Source organism: Streptomyces sp. NBC_00989 (genome assembly GCF_045162655.1).
Lineage (GTDB): Bacteria > Actinomycetota > Actinomycetes > Streptomycetales > Streptomycetaceae > Streptomyces.
The window spans coordinates 1,484,565-1,503,517 of sequence record NZ_CP108728.1; the positions used below are offsets into that span (position 1 = coordinate 1,484,565).

15 protein-coding genes are annotated in these 18,953 nt (G+C 69.4%); 7 read left to right on the forward strand and 8 right to left on the reverse strand.

What is annotated here, in order from left to right; all coding sequences use genetic code 11:
• Positions 1 to 44: 44 nt before the first annotated feature.
• The 3 genes from OG714_RS06740 to OG714_RS06750 are packed head-to-tail and all read right to left on the reverse strand — an operon-like array spanning position 45 to position 3,616.
• Positions 45 to 1,022 (reverse strand): ABC transporter permease, encoded by a 978-nt coding sequence (locus OG714_RS06740; RefSeq protein WP_406119255.1) that lies wholly within the window; start codon positions 1,020 to 1,022, stop codon positions 45 to 47.
• A complete protein-coding gene (locus OG714_RS06745; RefSeq protein WP_365299307.1) occupies positions 1,015 to 2,055 on the reverse strand; it encodes an ABC transporter permease in 1,041 nt (346 codons plus the stop codon). Before OG714_RS06745 ends, OG714_RS06740 begins: the two co-directional genes overlap by 8 nt.
• A 43-nt stretch (positions 2,056 to 2,098) precedes the next feature.
• A complete protein-coding gene (locus OG714_RS06750; RefSeq protein ID WP_406119257.1) occupies positions 2,099 to 3,616 on the reverse strand; it encodes a sugar ABC transporter ATP-binding protein in 1,518 nt (505 codons plus the stop codon).
• Between the two features lie 262 nt (positions 3,617 to 3,878).
• Between OG714_RS06750 and rhaI the strand changes: the two genes are divergently transcribed.
• The 6 genes from rhaI (at position 3,879) to OG714_RS06780 (ending at position 11,638) form a co-directional block, all read left to right on the forward strand.
• Entirely contained in the window at positions 3,879 to 5,039 is a 1,161-nt protein-coding gene (gene rhaI / locus OG714_RS06755) for an L-rhamnose isomerase (protein ID WP_406119258.1), read from the forward strand.
• 115 nt (positions 5,040 to 5,154) lie between these two features.
• Entirely contained in the window at positions 5,155 to 7,194 is a 2,040-nt protein-coding gene (locus OG714_RS06760; RefSeq protein WP_406119260.1) for a bifunctional aldolase/short-chain dehydrogenase, read from the forward strand.
• A gap of 8 nt (positions 7,195 to 7,202) precedes the next feature.
• Positions 7,203 to 8,654: a rhamnulokinase family protein gene (locus tag OG714_RS06765; RefSeq protein WP_406131741.1), complete on the forward strand. Its 1,452-nt coding sequence runs from the start codon at positions 7,203 to 7,205 to the stop codon at positions 8,652 to 8,654.
• A gap of 73 nt (positions 8,655 to 8,727) precedes the next feature.
• Complete coding sequence (locus tag OG714_RS06770) at positions 8,728 to 9,489, forward strand: (Fe-S)-binding protein (RefSeq protein ID WP_406119262.1); 762 nt, start codon at positions 8,728 to 8,730, stop codon at positions 9,487 to 9,489.
• Positions 9,486 to 10,973 (forward strand): LutB/LldF family L-lactate oxidation iron-sulfur protein, encoded by a 1,488-nt coding sequence (locus OG714_RS06775; RefSeq protein WP_406119263.1) that lies wholly within the window; start codon positions 9,486 to 9,488, stop codon positions 10,971 to 10,973. Before OG714_RS06770 ends, OG714_RS06775 begins: the two co-directional genes overlap by 4 nt.
• On the forward strand, positions 10,970 to 11,638 hold the full coding sequence (locus OG714_RS06780; protein ID WP_406119264.1) for a lactate utilization protein C: 669 nt from the start codon (positions 10,970 to 10,972) through the stop codon (positions 11,636 to 11,638). Before OG714_RS06775 ends, OG714_RS06780 begins: the two co-directional genes overlap by 4 nt.
• Here the strand turns inward: OG714_RS06780 and OG714_RS06785 are convergent.
• Entirely contained in the window at positions 11,611 to 14,718 is a 3,108-nt protein-coding gene (locus OG714_RS06785; RefSeq protein WP_406119265.1) for a family 78 glycoside hydrolase catalytic domain, read from the reverse strand. The two genes, OG714_RS06780 and OG714_RS06785, sit on opposite strands and share 28 nt — an antisense overlap.
• Before the next feature lie 129 nt (positions 14,719 to 14,847).
• Here OG714_RS06785 and OG714_RS06790 point away from each other — a divergent pair, with 129 nt between their 5' ends.
• A complete protein-coding gene (locus OG714_RS06790; protein ID WP_406119267.1) occupies positions 14,848 to 16,002 on the forward strand; it encodes a betaine/proline/choline family ABC transporter ATP-binding protein in 1,155 nt (384 codons plus the stop codon).
• A gap of 15 nt (positions 16,003 to 16,017) precedes the next feature.
• On the opposite strand, the gene OG714_RS06795 is transcribed toward OG714_RS06790, so the two are convergent.
• Genes OG714_RS06795 through OG714_RS06810 form a run of 4 tightly spaced genes read right to left on the reverse strand, consistent with a single transcriptional unit; the run spans position 16,018 to position 18,919 of the window.
• Positions 16,018 to 16,596 (reverse strand): hypothetical protein, encoded by a 579-nt coding sequence (locus tag OG714_RS06795; protein ID WP_406119269.1) that lies wholly within the window; start codon positions 16,594 to 16,596, stop codon positions 16,018 to 16,020.
• Positions 16,597 to 16,635: 39 nt separating this feature from the next.
• Positions 16,636 to 17,574, reverse strand: coding sequence for an ABC transporter substrate-binding protein (locus OG714_RS06800; protein ID WP_406119271.1), 939 nt, complete (start codon positions 17,572 to 17,574; stop codon positions 16,636 to 16,638).
• Positions 17,571 to 18,242, reverse strand: a complete 672-nt coding sequence (locus OG714_RS06805) for an ABC transporter permease (protein ID WP_406119273.1) — start codon at positions 18,240 to 18,242, stop codon at positions 17,571 to 17,573. The genes OG714_RS06800 and OG714_RS06805 overlap by 4 nt, the downstream gene beginning before the upstream one ends.
• Positions 18,239 to 18,919: an ABC transporter permease gene (locus tag OG714_RS06810; RefSeq protein WP_406119275.1), complete on the reverse strand. Its 681-nt coding sequence runs from the start codon at positions 18,917 to 18,919 to the stop codon at positions 18,239 to 18,241. Before OG714_RS06810 ends, OG714_RS06805 begins: the two co-directional genes overlap by 4 nt.
• Positions 18,920 to 18,953: the final 34 nt, after the last annotated feature.

Genomic DNA, 18,953 nt, shown 5'->3' on the forward strand with positions numbered 1-18,953 from the left:
GAACGGCGCGACCAGCCACAGACGGGCCGCGGACGCCAGACGACCTATCCAGTGGAACGAGCCGCGGCCCTGGCCACAGCCACTTGCTGAGCGACCCGAGGGCCAAGCACCGAAACGACGAGCAGCACACCGGTGACGACGATCTGCGACTGTGCCGAAACATTCAGCAGGCTCATCACGTTCTGCAACGCCCCGAGCAGAAAGACACCGGCGATCGCACCTCCCAATGTCCCCTTCCCGCCGTCGAAGTCGATACCGCCGAGCAACACCGCTGCCACGACGGACAGTTCGAGCCCCGTGGCATTGTCATAGCGCGCACTGGCGTAGTGCAGCGCCCAGAACACCCCGGTGAGAGAAGCCATCAACCCGGTCACCGTGAACAGGATCAGCTTCTGCCGCCGGACCCGAATACCGGCAAACCGCGCCGCTTCCACATTCGCCCCGATCGCGAACAACGACCGCCCGAACGGCGTCGCATGCAGCACGACCACGGCGATCGCGAGCAGCACGAGGAAGGGCAGAAACGCCCGTGGCAGGAACGTCCCCCCGAGCCGCCCGGACGCGAAGTCCAGATACTGCGTGGGGAAATCGGTCACCGCGTCGGACCCGAGCACGATCTGCGCGATCCCCCGGTACGCGGCGAGCGTGCCGATGGTGACGGCGAGGGACGGCAGCCCCAGCCGGGTCACCAACAGCCCGTTGACCAGTCCGCAGACCACGCCCAGCAGCAGGCAGATCGGGATGATCGTCTCGATGGTCATGCCGTCGTTCCACAACTTGCCCATCACCGCGCCCGACAGGCCGGCCGTGGAGGCGACCGACAGATCGATCTCGCCGGCGACGACCAGGAGGGTCATCGGGAGGGCGATCAGCGCGATGGGGAGCGTGTTGCCGATGAGGAACGACAGGTTCAGCGCGTTGCCGAAGCCGTCCACGAAGGAGAAGGAGAACAGCAGCAGGACGATGAGCAGGGCGCCGACGACCGTGTCCCAGCGGATCGCACGCGTCAACGACTCAGGCATGGCGGGCGTTCCTCTTCTTCAGTGCGGTGGCCACACGCAGGGCGACGATCCGGTCGACGGCGATGGCGAGGATGAGCAGGATGCCGTTGATGGCGAGCACCCAGACGGAACTGACGCCGAGGGCGGGCAGCACACTGTTGATCGAGGTCAGCAGGAGTGCGCCGAGAGCCGCGCCGTACACGCTGCCGGAGCCGCCGGTGAAGACCACGCCACCGACAACTACCGCGCTGACGACGGTGAGTTCATAGCCGGTACCGGTGCCGGAGTCGACGTTTCCGAAGCGGGCCAGGTACATCGCGCCGGCGAGTCCGGCGAGTCCGCCGCAGAAGGTGTACGCGGCGAGGGTCCGCTTGCGGACGGGGATACCGGCGAGCCGGGCGGCCTCGGGATTGGAGCCGAGCGCGTACAACTCCCGTCCGCTGCCGAAGTGTTTGAGGTAGTAGGCGGTGGCGATCAGTACGGCGAGCGCGATCATCGCCAGCCAGGGCACGGCCGACAGTCCGCCGGAGCCGAAGTCCACGAATCCGCCCGGGAGATCGGCGGCCGTGATCTGCCGTGAGCCGACCCAGATGGAGTCGACGCCCCGGATGATGTACAGCGTGCCGAGGGTGACGACCAGCGCGGGCACCTGCCCCAGACTGACCAACAGGCCGTTGACCAGGCCGAGTCCGACACCGAGCAGCACCGCCAGCAGGATCGCGATGACAGCGTTGCCACCGCCCTGGAGATAGGTACCGGTGGCGAAGGCGGTGATGCCGAGCGTGGAGCCTACGGACAGGTCGACGTTGCGGGTGATGACGACCAGCGACTGACCGGTGGCGACCAGCACCAGGATGGTCGCGTTCAGGAGCAGGTCCTTGATGCCCTGCTCGGACAGGAACTGGCTGTTGCCCGCCTGGGTGATGCCGATCATCACCAGGAAGACGACCAGGATGGCGAGTTCACGCATCTTGAAGACCCGGTCGACCAGCCGCGTGCTGCTCGACTCGGGCACCTCGGCGGCGGGCGCGGGATTGGGAGCGGTGACCGTCATACGGCGGCCCTCCCGGAAGCTGCGGTCGTCATGAAGGACCTGTTCATGCGGCGGCCCTCCCGGTGGCTGCGGCCATCACGGTTTCCTCGGTGGCTTCGGAACGGGGGATCTCGGCGGTGAGCCGGCCCTCGTGCATCACCAGCACGCGGTCGGCCATGCCGAGGATCTCGGGCAGATCGGAGGAGATCATCAGGACGGCGACCCCGTCGGCGGCCAACTCGCTGAGCAGCCGGTGCACTTCGGCCTTGGTCCCGACATCGATGCCACGGGTCGGCTCGTCGACGATCAGCACCTTGGGGCCGGTGGCCAGCCACTTGGCGAGGACGACCTTCTGCTGGTTGCCGCCGGACAGGGTGTTGACGGTGTCGGCGATCCGCGCGTACTTGACGTGCAGCTTCACCGCCCAGTCGAGGGAACGGCTGCGCTCGGCGCCCCGGTCGACGAGACCGGCCCTGACGGTCGTCCGCAGGCCGGTCAGGCCGATGTTCCGCTCGATCGACATGTCCATCACGAGACCCTGGGCGCGCCGGTCCTCGGGGACCAGGGCGAGGCCCGCGGCCATCGCGGTCGAAGGGGCGCCGTTCGTCAGCGACCTGCCGTCGACCTCGACCCCGCCCGCGTCCCAGCGGTCGATGCCGAAGACGGCCCGCGCGACTTCGGTACGGCCGGCGCCGACCAGCCCGGCGAGACCCACGATCTCTCCGCGCCGTACGTCGAAGGAGACGTCGGTGAAGACGCCCTCGCGGGTCAACCGCTTGACGCTCAGGGCGACTTCGCCGGGTTCGACGTCCTGCTTGGGGTACAGCTCGTCGAGATCGCGGCCGACCATCCGCCGTACGAGATCGTCCTCGGTCATTCCCTCGATCGGCTCGCTGGAGATCAGCGCCCCGTCGCGCAGGGTGGTGACCCGCTGGCAGATCTGGAAGATCTCCTCCAGGCGGTGCGAGATGAACAGGACGGCGGCGCCCTGTTCGCGCAGGGTGCGGACCACGCCGAAGAGGCGGGCCACCTCGCTGCCGGTGAGCGCGGCCGTCGGCTCGTCCATGATTAGGACGCGGGCGTCGAAGGAGAGCGCCTTGGCGATCTCGACGATCTGCTGGTCGGCGATGGACAGTCCGCGCGCCGGGCGGTCGGGGTCTAGCTCGACCCCGAGCCGCTTCATCAGGTCGGCGGTCGCCGCGTACGTCGCCTTGTGGTCGATACGGCCCAGCGCGCGGCGGGGCTGGCGGCCCATGAAGATGTTCTCGGCGATCGACAGGTCGGGGAAGAGAGTCGGTTCCTGGTAGATCACGGCGATCCCCGCGTCGCGGGCGTCACCGGGGCCGTGGAAGAGGACGGGCGCGCCGTCGAGCAGCACCTGGCCGGCGTCGGGCCGGTGCACACCGGCGAGGGTCTTGATGAGAGTGGACTTGCCCGCGCCGTTCTCACCGGCGAGTGCGTGCACCTCACCGGGGAACAGTTCGAGGGACACGTCCCGCAGGGCGCGCACCGCGCCGAAGGACTTGGAGATGCCCTTGAGCGCGAGCACCGGGGCCGGACCCGCTTCTGACGGGTGGGTCATGAGGGGCTCCTCGACGACGCCGGCGGGTAGGCCCTCACAGCGTCGTGAAAGGTTTCAACTTGGTTGCCGGGACGTTAGGCGCGCCAGCCTTGTCACGTCAATGGGTCCGCGTCGAAAAACTTTCGATAGCCAAAGGTCACATTGGAGTCACGGGCCACAGGCTTCGCCGTAGGGCTTGACACCCCTTCGGGGGGCTCATAACTTCGCTCTCTGAATCGTTTCATACACACGTCGTTCCGTCGCACGTCACAGGAGCCCTCAAGTGACCGATCTCGCCGCGGTGAAGGCCGCTCTCAGGACCCAGGCAGTCGAGACGCCGTCGTGGGCGTACGGGAACTCGGGGACCCGGTTCAAGGTCTTCGCCCAGGAGGGCGTTCCTCGGACTCCGCAGGAGAAGCTGGAGGACGCGGCCAAGGTCCACGAGTTCACCGGCGTGGCTCCCACGGTGGCCCTGCACATCCCGTGGGACCGGGTCGACGACTTCGGGGCGCTGGGGAAGTTCGCGCAGGATCACGGGCTGAAGCTCGGGGCGATCAACTCCAACACGTTCCAGGACGACGACTATCGGCTCGGGAGTGTGTGTCATCCCGACGCGGCGGTGCGGCGCAAGGCGCTGGATCATCTGCTGGAGTGCGTCGACATCATGGATGCGACGGGCTCCGCCGATCTGAAGCTGTGGTTCGCCGACGGCACGAACTATCCGGGGCAGGATGATCTGAGCGCGCGGCAGGACCGGTTGGCGGAGGCGCTTGCGGCGGTGTACGCGCGGCTCGGGGACGGGCAGCGGATGTTGCTGGAGTACAAGTTCTTCGAGCCGGCGTTCTATGCGACGGATGTGCCGGACTGGGGTACCGCGTACGCGCACTGTCTGAAGCTCGGGCCCAAGGCTCAGGTCGTGGTCGACACGGGACATCACGCGCCCGGTACCAATATCGAGTTCATCGTCGCGACGTTGTTGCGGGAGGGGAAGCTCGGGGCGTTCGACTTCAACTCTCGGTTCTACGCGGACGATGACCTGATGGTGGGGGCGGCTGATCCGTTCCAGTTGTTCCGGATCATGTATGAGGTGATCCGGGGTGGGGGGTTCACCGCTGATGTCGCCTTCATGCTCGATCAGTGCCACAACATCGAGGCGAAGATTCCGGCGATCATTCGGTCGGTGATGAATGTGCAGGAAGCGACGGCTAAGGCGTTGCTGGTGGATCGGGACGCGTTGGGCGTGGCGCAGCGGGACGGGGACGTGCTGGGGGCCAACGCTGTGGTCATGGACGCGTACAACACCGATGTGCGGCCGTTGCTGAGGGAGTTGCGGGAGGAGCAGGGGCTTGACCCTGATCCGATCGCGGCGTATCGCTCCAGCGGGTGGCAGGAGCGGATTGTTGTCGAGCGGGCCGGGGGGCAGCAGGCGGGGTGGGGCGCCTGAGCGTCTGCCGGGTCGTTGTCTGTTCGCGGGTGCGCGCCCTATGTGGCTGGTCGCGCCGTTCCCCGCGCCCCTGAAGGAAATGCGCTCACCCTCTCTCGAAAAGGACTGGAAGTTCATGGCTCCGCACCCCGAAGCTGACGCTCTGCTCTCTCGCTCCAATCGGCTTGGTTCTGATCCTCGTAACACCAACTACGCCGGCGGGAATACGTCCGCGAAGGGCACCGACACTGACCCCGTCACCGGTGGGGATGTCGAGTTGATGTGGGTCAAGGGGTCCGGAGGGGACCTGGGGACGCTCACCGAGGGTGGGCTGGCCGTGTTGCGGCTGGACCGGATGCGGGCGTTGGTCGACGTGTATCCGGGGGTCGAGCGCGAGGACGAGATGGTCGCCGCGTTCGACTACTGCCTGCACGGCAAGGGGGGTGCGGCGCCTTCCATCGACACCGCCATGCATGGACTGGTGGACGCGGCTCATGTCGATCATCTGCACCCGGACTCCGGGATCGCGCTCGCCTGCGCGGCCGACGGGGAGAAGCTGACCGCCGAGTGCTTCGGGGACACCGTGGTGTGGGTGCCGTGGCGGCGGCCCGGGTTTCAGCTGGGGCTGGACATCGCTGCCGTCAAGGCCGCCAATCCGCAGGCCGTCGGGTGTGTGCTCGGAGGGCATGGGATCACCGCGTGGGGTGCGAGTTCCGAGGAGTGTGAGCGGAATTCGCTGCACATCATCCGGACCGCCGAGGCGTTCCTCGTCGAGCGGGGGAAGGCGGAGCCCTTCGGGCCCGTCGTCGAGGGCTACGGTGCGCTCGGCGACGGTGAGCGACGGGAGCGGGCTGCCGCTCTCGCGCCGTACGTTCGTGCTGTCGCCTCTCAAGACCGGCCGCAGGTCGGGCACTTCACCGACTCCGATGTCGTGCTTGATTTTCTCGCGCGGGCCGAGCATCCCCGGCTTGCCGCGCTCGGTACCTCCTGCCCCGACCACTTCTTGCGGACCAAGGTCAGGCCGCTCGTTCTTGATCTGCCGCCCACCGCTCCGCTGGACGAGGCGATCTCGCGGCTGAAGGAGCTGCACGCCGCCTATCGCGAGGAGTACGCCGCCTACTACCAGCGGCACGCTCTGCCCGACTCCCCCGCGATGCGCGGTGCCGATCCGGCGATCGTGTTGATCCCGGGCGTGGGGATGTTCTCCTTCGGCAAGGACAAGCAGACGGCGCGGGTGGCCGGCGAGTTCTACGTCAACGCCATCAACGTGATGCGTGGGGCCGAGGCCGTGTCGGCCTACGCGCCGATCGAGGAGTCGGAGAAGTTCCGGATCGAGTACTGGGCGTTGGAGGAGGCCAAGCTTCAGCGGATGCCCAAGCCGAAGCCGCTTGCCACGCGGGTCGCGCTCGTCACCGGTGCGGGGAGCGGGATCGGGAAGGCCATTGCCCGGCGGCTGGTCGATGAAGGGGCTTGTGTTGTTGTCGCGGATCTCAACTCCGAGAGTGCACAGGCTGTTTCGGAGGAACTGGGCGGGCCCGACAAGGCCGTTGCCGTCGCCGTCGACGTGACGGACGAGGGGCAGATCGCCGATGCCTTCAAGGCCGCGCTGCTCGCCTTCGGTGGCGTCGACCTTGTCGTCAACAACGCGGGGATCTCCATCTCCAAGCCCCTGCTGGAGACTTCGGCCCGGGACTGGGATCTGCAGCACGACATCATGGCCCGCGGGTCGTTCCTCGTCTCGCGTGAGGCGGCTCGGGCGATGATCGCCCAGGGCCTCGGGGGCGACATCCTGTACATCGCTTCCAAGAACGCCGTGTTCGCCGGGCCCAACAACATCGCCTACTCCGCCACCAAGGCCGATCAGGCCCATCAAGTACGGCTGTTGGCCGCCGAGTTGGGTGAGCACGGCATCCGGGTCAACGGGATCAACCCGGACGGTGTCGTGCGTGGCTCGGGCATCTTCGCCGGTGGTTGGGGTGCGCAACGGGCGGCGACCTATGGGATCGAGGAGGAGAAGCTCGGCGAGTTCTACGCCCAGCGGACCATCCTCAAGCGCGAGGTGTTGCCGGAGCATGTCGCCAACGCCGTCTTCGCCCTCACCGGTGGGGACTTGACGCACACCACCGGGCTGCACGTCCCGGTCGACGCCGGCGTTGCGGCCGCCTTCCTTCGGTGAGCGCCGACGTGAGGGTGTATGCCGCGGTCGACCTGGGCGCGTCCAGTGGACGGGTCATGGTCGGCCATGTCGGGCCCGACTCACTGGAGTTGGTGGAGGCCCATCGCTTCCCCAACCGACCTGTTCGTACTCCTGAAGGGCTGCGTTGGGACATCCTCGCGCTGTACGCGGGTGTCCTGGACGGGCTCCGGGCGGCCGGCACGGTCACCGATGGGCGGCTCGACTCGGTCGGCATCGACAGCTGGGCCGTGGACTACGGGCTGTTGGACGCGGACGGGGCGTTGCTGGGCAATCCCGTGCACTATCGGGACGCCCGTACGGAGGGGGTCGCCGAGAAGGTGTGGGCGACCGTGCCCGCGAGTGAGTTGTACGCGTCGACCGGGTTGCAGTACGCGCCGTTCAACACGGTGTACCAGCTGACGGCCGCCCGCGACTCCGCCCAACTGGCCCATGCCGAGCGGCTGTTGCTCATCCCCGATCTGCTGTCGTACTGGCTCACCGGGGAGCAGGGCACCGAGCTGACGAACGCCTCCACCACCCAGCTGATCGATCCCCGGACGCGGGACTGGGCGTCCGGCATCGCCGCGCGCCTCGGCATCGACCTCGGGCTGTTCGCGTCGTTGCGGCAACCGGGCGATCCCGCCGGGGTGCTGCGGGCCGAGGTGGTGGAGGAGACGGGGCTGAACGGGCGCGTGCCGGTGACGGTGGTCGGTTCACATGACACGGCGTCAGCTGTCGCCGCAGTGCCGGCAGTTGGGGAGCGGTTCGCCTATATCTGTACCGGCACCTGGTCCCTGGCCGGGCTGGAACTCGATGCGCCGGTGCTCAGCGAGGCGAGCCGTGCCGCCAACTTCACCAACGAGCTGGGACTGGACGGCACGGTCCGCTATCTGCGCAACATCATGGGGCTGTGGCTGCTTCAGGAGTGCGTACGGGCATGGGGCGAGCCGGAGTTGGGCGAGTTGCTGCGCGGGGCTGCCCAGGTGCCGGCGCTGCGGTCGGTCGTGGACGCGGGGGACGCTTCGTTCCTGGCGCCGGGGCGGATGCCGGAGCGGATCGCCGACGCGTGCCGCGGTTCCGGGCAGCCGGTGCCGGAGTCCCGGGCGGAGATCACGCGCTGCATTCTCGACTCCCTCGCGCTCGCCCATCGGCGGGCGGTCGGCGACGCGCAGGAACTCGCCGGGCATCCGGTCGACGTCGTGCATGTCGTCGGCGGCGGTACCCGCAACGCGCTGTTGTGCCAACTGACCGCCGACGCGTGCGGGTTGCCGGTGGTCGCGGGTCCCACGGAGGCCGCCGCCCTCGGCAACGTGCTCGTCCAGGCGCGGGCCCACGGGCTCGTCGGTGACCTGGCCGGGATGCGGGGGCTCCTCGCCCGTACCCAGCCGTCCACCCGTTACGAACCGCGAGGCGACACCGCCCGGTGGCGGGCCGCCGAGGCCCGGATCGCCGCACGATGAACCGGGGGCTCCCCGAGACGGTGACCTCCGACTACGCTGCACTCATCCGATGATCGACCACTAAGGAGCCGCGATGCGTGTCGCCCTGTTCCTGACTTGCGTCAACGACACGCTCTATCCGGACACCGGGCGCGCCGTGGTGAAACTGCTGACCAGACTGGGCGTCGAGGTCGACTTCCCGATGGCCCAGACATGCTGCGGGCAGGCGCACTACAACACCGGCTACCGCCATGAGGCCGAACCGCTCGCCCGGCATTTCTCCGATGTCTTCGGGGAGTACGAGGCGATCGTCACGCCGTCCGGGTCGTGCGGGGCGATGGTGCGGGAGCTGTATCCGCGGATGGGGGAAAGGGCGCGGGCCGAGGGACGCGGGGACACCCTCGCGGCCACGTTGGCGCCGGTGGTGCCGAAGACGTACGAGCTGACCGAGTTCCTCGTGGACGTGCTCGGGGTGACGGATGTCGGGGCCTACTACCCGCACAAGGTGACCTACCACCCCACCTGTCACGGGCTGCGCAGCCTCGGGCTCGGCGACCGGCCGCTCAAGCTGCTCCGGGCTGTCAAGGGGCTGGAGTTGGCCGAGCTGCCCGGTGCCGACGAGTGCTGCGGGTTCGGCGGGACGTTCGCCGTGAAGAACGCCGACGTCTCGGCGGCGATGGGCGCCGACAAGGTGCGCAACGCCGAGTCGACGGGCGCCGAGGTGCTGTGCGCGGCGGACAACTCCTGTCTGATGCACATCGGGGGCACGATGGCGCGGCTCCACACCGAGATGCGGCCGGTGCACATCGCGGAGATCCTGGCCGCGACGGAGACGGAAGGGGAGGCGGGCGCATGAGCGAGACGTTCGTCGGAATGCCCGCGTTCCCGGCCTTCCCCGTGGCCGCCCACGAGGCCGTCAACAACCAGACCCTGCGCGGAAATCTGCGCCACGCCACCCACACGATCCGCGCCAAACGGGCCAAGGCCGTGGCGGAGCTGTCCGACTGGGCCGCGCTGCGCGAGGCCGGGAAGCAGATCAAGGACCACACGCTCCGTCATCTCGACCGGTATCTGGTCCAGTTGGAGGAGTCGGTGACGGCGGCCGGCGGCATCGTCCACTGGGCCGCCGACGCGGACGAGGCCAACCGGATCGTGACCCGGCTCGTCCAGGAGACGGGCGAGTCGGAGGTCGTCAAGGTCAAGTCGATGGCCACCCAGGAGATCGGGCTCAACGAGGCCCTGGAGGCGGCGGGCATCCACGCCTACGAGACCGATCTCGCCGAACTGATCGTGCAGTTGGGCAAGGACCGTCCCTCGCACATCCTGGTCCCCGCGATCCACCGCAACCGGGGCGAGATCCGGGAGATCTTCGTCCGCGAGATGAGCGAGTGGGGCCGCCCGGCCCCGGACGGGCTGACCGACACGCCCGCCGAACTCGCCGAGGCCGCCCGGCTCCACCTCCGCGAGAAGTTCCTGCGGGCCAAGGTCGGCGTCTCCGGCGCCAACTTCATGGTCGCCGAGACCGGCACGCTCGTCGTCGTCGAGTCCGAGGGCAACGGCCGGATGTGCCTCACCCTCCCCGAGACGCTGATCTCGGTCGTCGGCATCGAGAAGATCGTGCCCACCTGGCAGGACCTGGAGGTGTTCCTCCAGACCCTCCCCCGCTCCTCGACCGCCGAGCGCATGAACCCGTACACCAGCACCTGGACGGGCACGACCGACGGGGACGGGCCGCGCGCCTTCCACCTGGTCCTGCTCGACAACGGCCGCACCGACACCCTCGCCGACGAGGTCGGCCGCCAGGCCCTGCGCTGCATCCGCTGCTCGGCCTGCCTGAACGTCTGCCCGGTGTACGAGCGGGCCGGCGGTCACGCCTACGGCTCGGTCTACCCGGGCCCGATCGGCGCGATCCTCAGCCCCCAACTCCGGGGCACGGCAAGCGAGATCGACGCCTCGCTGCCGTACGCCTCCTCGCTGTGCGGTGCCTGCTACGAGGTGTGTCCGGTCGCCATCGACATCCCCGAGGTGCTGGTACATCTGCGGGAGCGGGTCGTGGAGGGCGGGCTGGTGACCCGCGAGGGCAACAAGGTCGTCCTGCAACCCGCCAAGGGGCATGCCGCCGAGCGCGCGGCGATGCGGGCGGCGCGCTGGACGTTCACCCACCCGGGCGCCCTGCGCACCGGCCAGCGGCTCGCGTCCCGCACCCGGCGCTTCCACCCACGGACGCTGCCCGGCCCCGGCAGGGCGTGGAGCGGCACCCGGGACCTGCCCGCCGTGCCCGCGGAGCCGTTCCGCGACTGGTGGCAGCGCACGAACGGCGGAAAGGACGGCTCCAAGTGAGCAGCAGGGAACGGATTCTGGGCCGCGTGGAGCGTGCCCTCGCGGATGTACCGAAGGACGACACGCCCTACGAGCAGGCCTTCGAGCGCGGCTATCTGCGCGAGCACGGGGACCGGAGTGTCGAGCGGACGGTGGAGCTGCTCGCCGAGAACCTGGCCGACTACCGAGCGCTCGTGCACCGCTGCACGGAGACCGAACTGGCCGCCGTGCTAGCCGGGTTGCTCGCCGAGCGGGGTTCGAAGACCGTCGTCGTACCGCCGGGTCTTGAGCCTTCCTGGCTCGCGGCGGCCGACGTGGAACAGGTCGCGGACCGGGTCGAGAGCACCCCCGCCGAGCTGGACCGGGTCGACAGTGTGGTCACGGCGTGTGCGGTGGCCGTCGCCGAGACCGGCACCATCGTCCTGGACGGCGGCCCGGACCAGGGCCGTCGCCGGATCACGCTCGTCCCCGACCACCACATCTGTGTCGTACGGGTGCCGGACCAGGTGGTGTCCTCGGTGCCCCAGGCGCTCCAACGTCTCGACCCGGCACGCCCGTTGACCTGGATCTCCGGCCCCTCGGCGACCAGTGACATCGAGCTGGACCGGGTCGAGGGGGTGCACGGTCCGCGCACCCTTGAGGTGGTGCTGGTGGGCGGTCAGGCGAGCGTGGAGGTCAACTCGTAGGTGCCGGAGGGCAGTTGGTAGGAGGCGGTGCCGTCCGTGAAGCCGAGGAACTCCACGCCGAGTGCCTCGGTCAGGGGGCGGTCGTTCTCGTGGACGGTCGACGGGTCGGCGGTGGGGATGCGCAGGGTCGCCGTGCTGTTCGCGGGGACCACCGCCCGGTACGTCAACTTCCCTTCCCGCACGGTCCATTCGCTGACGATCTCGCCGTAGGGGGAGACGTGTGAGCCGCGGACCTTCGTGATCCTTCCGGTCGGGTCGATGTGCGGCCGGAGGAGGAAGTGCTTGAAGCCGGGGTGTCCGGGGTCCTTGGCGATGCCGGCCATGCTCTCGTACATCCACTCCATGATCGCGCCGTAGGCGTAGTGGTTGAAGGAGTTCATGTCGACCGGTCCGAAACCGTCCCGCTTCGAGTACGAGTTCCAGCGCTCCCAGACGGTGGTGGCGCCGTTGGCCACCGAGTACAGCCAGGACGGCATCGCGTTCTGGTGGAGGAGCTGGTACGCGAGGTCGACGCGGCCCTCGTCGGTGAGGACGGGGGCGATGACGTTCACGCCGAGGAAGCCCACGGCGAGAGTGTTCTCCGGGTACTCCACGCGGGTGCTGCCGGGGTGGGCGGCCTTGTAGGCCGGACTGTTGCCGATGTTGTCGGCGAGCAGGGTGACCAGTTGGCGGTGCTGCGACTCCGTGTCGTAGAAGCCGAGTTTGAGGATCCAGAGCAGGGCGGTCTGGGTGTCGTCCTCGGTCCTGCCGGCGCTGTTGCCGGGGGTGTGGGGCGGTGGGTCGCCGAGGCTCGACCGGACCGTCAGTTGTCCGCTGAGGGCGTCGGTGGCGAGGTACTTGGTGATGAAGGCCCGTTTGTTGTGGGTGAACAGCCGCTCGTAGGTGGCCGTTTCGGCGGTGCGGCCGGTGGCGCGGGCCATGTCCGCCATGAGGCGGGCGCTGTAGCCGTAGTAGACGTCGCTGATGAGCTGGGTGCTGGTGATCTGGAAGGCGAGCCAGTCGCCGAAGATCGCGCCCTGGCCGGCGTGGGTGCCGCCGGTGCGGCTCCGGATCCAGTCGAGGTATCGGGTCATCGACGCCCAACTGCGGTCGATGATCGTGGTGTCGCCGGACATCTGCCACACCGTCCACGGCACGACCACCCCGCAGTCCGCCCAGCCGCTCGCCGGCTGCGGCCGGCTGAAGCGGTGGCCGGGCGCGACCCAGGGGAACTGGGCTTTCCCCGCGCCGTAGGTGTGCTGCGAGTCGATCAGCGTGTCCTGGAAGTGGCTGAGGAAGGGGACCGCGTCGGTGTTGTACAGGCCCGTGCTGGAGAAGAGCTGGGTGTCGCCGGTCCAGCCGAGGCGTTCGTCGCGCTGCGGGCAGTCGGTGGGTATCCAGAGGTAGTTGCCGCGCTGGCCCCAACGGACGTTGCTGATCAGCTGGTTGACTTCGGTGTCGTCGGTGGTGACCGTGCCGATGTCGTGGAGGGCGGAGGTGGCGACCTTGCCCGTGAGTTTGACGAGGGTGACGGTGGCGGTCGTGGTGACGGAGACGTACCGGAAGCCGTAGAAGGTCAGCGAGTCCTGGTGGGTCTCGCCGGCCGGGTCGCCCTTGAGGATGTAGGTGCTGGTGGCCTCGGCGGTGCGCAGGTTCGCGCGGTAGACCGAGCCGGCCGGCCCGTCGGCGCCGGGGCTGTCGTCGTTGAGCATCTCCCCCGGTCTGAAGGCGACTTGGGCGCCCGCCGGGCCGCGCAGGGTGTAGCGGGGCACGCCGACCAGGTTCTGGCCGAGGTCGATGACGGCGGTGTCGCCGGGGTGCAGGGTGACGGAGACGGTGGACGCCCGCACGGGGTCGGTGACCGTGCGGACGGGGTCGACGACGATCCGGCCCCTGCCGTTCGCGCTGCCGTCCTCGCCGGTGACTCCCGTGTACACGGTGACGGAGCGCGGCTCGCGGTCCCACTCGGGCATCAGGCGGGCGCTCTCGCCGGGATAGGCGACCAACTGGGCGTCGGGGAAGGGGTCTTGTGCCTCGACGGCCGACCAGGCGGAGGTGTCGAAGCCGTTCGCCGTCCAGCCGGGGAGTTCCTCGCGGGCGTCGTAGAACTGGCCGTCGTAGATGTCGTCCGTGCGGTAGGGGCCGGTGTCGGTGGCCCGCCAGTCGGCGCCGGGTGCGGTGACGACCGTCTGGGTGGAGCCGTCGGCGTACCGGACGAGGAGCTTCGCCTTGAGGGCCAGGGGGTTGCCGTCGGCCGAGTAGTGGGCGCTGTTCTCGGAGATGCGGCCGTTGTACCAGCCGTTGCCGAGGACGGCGGCGAGGGTGACCTGGGCCGGGTCCGCGAGCAGGTTCGTGACGTCGTAGGTGAAGTAGTTGACGGTGGTGTCGTAGTTGGTCCAGCCCGGGGGCAGGAACTCGTACGTGGTGCCGTCGCCCTGGGGCACGGACACACGCCGGCCGTTGACGTACGCGTCGTACACGCCGAGCGCGGAGACGTACAGCCGGGCCTCGGTCACCTGCCCGCCCGTCAGTGCCGTCTGGCTGCGCAGAAGGGGTGCGCCGGGGGTGTTCGGGCGCTTGCCGGTCATGGCGATCCACTGCGCGCCGTCCCAGCCGGTGACGCCGTCGGTGCTGCGCAGGCCGGTCTCGAAGTGGGCTGTGGGGGCGGTGACGGCGCGGCCGTGCTCGTCCCACACCGTCACGGTCCAGTGGTAGCGGGTCGAGGCGTGCAGTTCGGGGCCGGAGTAGCGGACGGCGACCGAGTCCGCCGAGTCGACGCGACCGCTGTCCCAGACGTCGGCGCTGCCGTGGGTCAGGTGCCGGGGCGAGGTGGCGACCTTGATCCGGTACGCCGTCTGGTGCCGGCCCCGCGCGGTGGACGCCGTGCGCCAGCCGAATCTCGGGTGTGCCACGTCGACGCCGAGCGGGTCGGTGCGGTGTTCCACGGTCAGGCCCGACACCGTGGTGCCGGCCGAGGCGGTTCCTCCGGCGCCGTTGCCTCCCACCATCGCCGCGGGCACGACGCTCAGGGCCGCGGTGGCGAGCAGCGTGCGGCGGCGCAGCCTTCCCGTGCGGGCCGTGCCGTCGACTTCGTCGTTCATGCCGCTGTCCCTTCGGCCCGCCGGGAGATGGGGGTGCTCCGGATCATTCCAGGGTCTGCGGGCCCGCGTCACCAGCCGGTGGGACGCTGTTGAAGGGCGGCGTCGGACCGGCGCCGTTAGCGTGAGGACATGATCCGGTTCGAGCAGGTCAGCAAGCGGTACCCGGACGGTACGACGGCCGTGGACGGGCTGTCCTTCGAGGTGAACGAGGGTGAACTCGTCACGCTGGTCGGCCCGTCCGGCTGCGGCAAGACGACGACCATGATGATGGTCAACCGCCTCATCGAGCCCACCTCCGGCCGGATCCTCGTGAACGGCGAGGACATCGCGGGCGTCGACCCGGTGCGGTTGCGCCGCCGTATCGGATACGTCATCCAGCAGGTGGGCCTCTTCCCGCACCGCACGGTCCTCGACAACACGGCGACCGTGCCGTCCCTGGTCGGCTGGAAACGGGCGAAGGCGCGGGCCCGGGCCGCCGAACTGCTCGATCTGGTGGGCCTGGACCCGAAGACGTACGGTCCGCGCTACCCGGAGCAGCTGTCCGGCGGCCAGCGGCAGCGCGTCGGTGTGGCGCGGGCGCTCGCCGCCGATCCGCCGGTGCTGCTGATGGACGAACCGTTCGGCGCGGTCGACCCCGTGGTGCGGGAGCAGTTGCAGGACGAGTTCCTGCGCATGCAGGCCGCCGTGCGCAAGACGGTGCTGCTGGTCACGCACGACATCGAGGAGGCGGTACGGCTCGGCGACCGTATCGCCGTGTACGGGCAGGGACGGATCGAGCAGTACGACACCCCCGGCGCCGTGCTCGGCACCCCGGCGACCCCGTATGTCGCCGAGTTCGTGGGCGCGGACCGGGGTCTGAAGCGGCTGTCGGTGACGGAGATCGAGCCCGACGACCTCGAACAGCCCCCCGTCGCCCGCGTGGACGAGCACGCGCAGCGGGCTGCCGAACGGCTGCGGGTGGAGGGCGCGAGGTGGGCGGTGGTCCTCGACGAGCAGGGCGAACTGCAGGGGTGGGTCAAGGCCGACGAACTCACCGCGGGCGGCACGGTCGGCGAACTCTCCCACCGGATGAACGCGTGGGTCCCGGTGGGCGCCCCCTTGAAGCAGGCGTTCGGCGTGATGCTCCAGCACGACGCCGGGTGGGTCGCCGTGCTGGACGGGGCACGCTTCCTCGGTGTGCTGACTCCGGCGAAGCTGCATGAGGCGTTGCGACGGTCGGTGGACGCGGACGCGCTCGGGGTGCCCCGGGGTCAGGTGGACTTCGACTCGGTGGCGGACGCCTGAGCGTGGCTCTCCGGATCAGGTGTAGGTGAGGGGGCAGCCCCGCCGTAGCGCGTGCTGGGCCGCGCGGAGATACAGGGACACGTAGAAGGCCGTGTCCAGGTCCTCGCCCCAGGTCCCGGGGTGGGTGGCGGCGAACTCCTCCGCCTCGCCCTCCAGGAACCAGAACGTCAGGGCGAGGTTCCCGGACGCCTCCGGTATCTCCACGGGCAGTTCGAGTGCCGCCGCAAGCCGCTCGGCGAGGGCGAGCACCTGGGGTGCGCCGACGATCACCGTCTCGTCCGTGTACGCGGAGCTGATCGGCAGCCGTATCTCCTCGGCGATCGAGAACGGCACCAGCACCGACCAGTCGCCGAGCAACGCTCTTTCCGCGGGCGTCAGTCGGGCGCGGCACAGCGCGTCGAACCCCTGCATGGACGGGCTCAGCTTCTCCTCGAAGGCCGCCCCGAAGTCCCGCGCGGGCACGGACGCGTACGGCGGCAGCCCGCGCCGCGCCAGCTCCGCGTCGAGCCCCTTGGCGATCGCCCCCATGCCCCCTTCCCCTGTGTCCTCACTGAACCACTCCTGCGCGTCGACATCGACGAGATAGACACCCATGGCCGCACCGTACAAGCCGCCACTGACAATCCCCCGGCCTCACTTCAGCAGGCCCTTGTCCTCCAGATACGTCCGCGCCACGTCCTGCGCCAACCGCCGCCAGCTGTCCACCTGTTGGTTCATGGAGGCAAGGTCGGCCGTAGTAAGAACGTCGTTGAGTTTCCCCAGCGCCTTGGTCACGCCGGTGCTGCCCGCCCGGGAGCGGTTGACGACCGGGACGACGTAGTCGGCGTTCTGGAGGTGTTTGTCGTCGGTGAGGATGACCAGGCCGAAGTCGTCGAGGGTGGCGTCGGTGGTCGTGGTCAGCACCATCTGGTCCTGGCCGTTCTGTACGGCGCTCTTGGCCTGTGTCGTGCCGACGCCCTTCGGGTCGACGGCGGTGATGTCGATGCCGTAGGTCTTCTTCAACCCCGGTTCGCAGTACGGCCGTTGCACGCACTCGTCACCCGCCGCGAGCCGCACCTCCAGTCCCGAGGCGCCGAGGTCGCTGAGGGTCTTGAGGTGGTGTTCCTCGGCGTACGAGCGGGCCACGGCGAAGGCGTTCTGGTCGACGGCCTTGCCTGGGGCGAGGACCGTCAGACCGCGAGGCGTGGCCAGTTGGCGGAGTGCCTTCATCGTGGTGGTGAGGTCGGGTGAGCCGACGGGCGGTGCGTCGGGGCCGTTGGTCTTGGCGTTGAGCCAGTCGGCGAAGGTGGCCGCGTACTCGGGTACGACGTCGATCTGCCCCGATTCCAGGGCGGGTTCGTAGAGTTCGCGGTTGGCGACGGTGAGCAGGGACGTCTTGTAGCCGGCCTGGTTCAGCAGGAGCGCGTACATCTGGGCCAGCAGGTCGCTCTCGGTGAATCCGGCCGAGCCGATGGTGAGGTGGTGGCTGTCGCCGGGTGGCGCGGTGACGGCGCTCTGGTTCTCCAGGGACGGGCCGGTCGAGCAGCCGGTGACCAGGAGGAGCAGGCCCACCGCGGCCGTACGTCGCTTCATCGCGCTCTCCCCGCCCACCGGGGCGCCAGCCGTTCGGCGACCTCGAAGACACCCTCGACGAGCAGCGCGAACACCGCGACGAGCACCGCCCCGGCCACCACCTGCGCGGTGTTGGCGAGGTTGAAGCCGGCCGTGATGATGCGGCCGAGTCCACCGCCGCCCGCCAGTGCCGCGATCGTGGCGGTGGCGACGAGCTGGACGGCCGCGATCCGTACGCCGTTCATCAACAGCGGCAGGGAGAGCGGCAGTTCGACGCGGAACAGCATCTGCGGCCCGGTCATCCCCATCCCGCGCGCGGCCCGCACCACATCGCGGTCGACCTCGCGCATGCCGACGTACGCGTTGGTGAGCAGCGGCGGTACGGCGAACAGGACGAGGGCGACGACCGTGGGCCCCTCGCCCCATTTGCCGATCGGGGTCAGGAGCAGCAGGACCAGGACGGCGAAGGTGGGCACCGCGCGGCCGATGTTGGAGATGTTCACGGCGAGCGCGCCGCCCTTGCCGAGGTGGCCGAGGACGAGCGCGACGGGCAGCGCGATCAGACAGCTGATGACCAGGCACACGACCGTGAGGACCAGGTGCTGCGCGAGCCGGTGCCAGATGCCGTCGTCGCCCGACCAGTGGGCGGAGTCGGTGAGCCAGTGCCAGGCGTCGGTCAGGGTGTTCATCCGCGCACCGCCCTCGTCCAGGGGGTGATCAGCCGTTGCACGAGCAGGAGGAGCAGGTCGGCGACGATCGCGATCACCACGCACAGCACGGACGCGGTGAGCACCTGTGCCTTGAAGTAGGTGTTCATGCCCGCGTAGATGAGGTTGCCGAGTCCCCCGAAGCCGACGATCGCACCGACCGTGACCAGCGAGACCGCCGAGACGGTGGCGATGCGGAGGCCTGCCATCGCGGCGGGGAGCGCGAGGGGCAGTTCCACGGTGAGGAGGAGGCGGATCGGGCCGTAGCCCATGCCGCGTGCGGCCTGTCGGGTCTCTTCGGGTACGGCGCGCAGGCCCGCGAGGATGTTGCGGACGAGCAGGGTGAGCGAGTAGAGGACGAGCCCGGCGACGACGAGGGTGGCCGAGAGGCCGTAGACGGGCAGGAGCAGGGAGAACATCGCGAGGGACGGGATGGTGTAGAGGATCGTCGTCACCGCGAGCACCGGTCCCGCCGCCCAGCCCCAGCGGCGGGCCACCACCGCGAGCGGCAGCGCGATCGCCAGGCCGATGAGCACCGAGACCGCGGTCAGTTGCAGGTGCTGGACGACCGCGTCGAGAAGGATGTGGCGGCGGGTGCTCAGGTACTCGCCGCAGATCCACTCGTTGCGGGCGAGGCAGTCGTCCGGGGGCGCGGTCACAGGTCCATTGCATCGGGCGGGGCCGGGGGCGGCT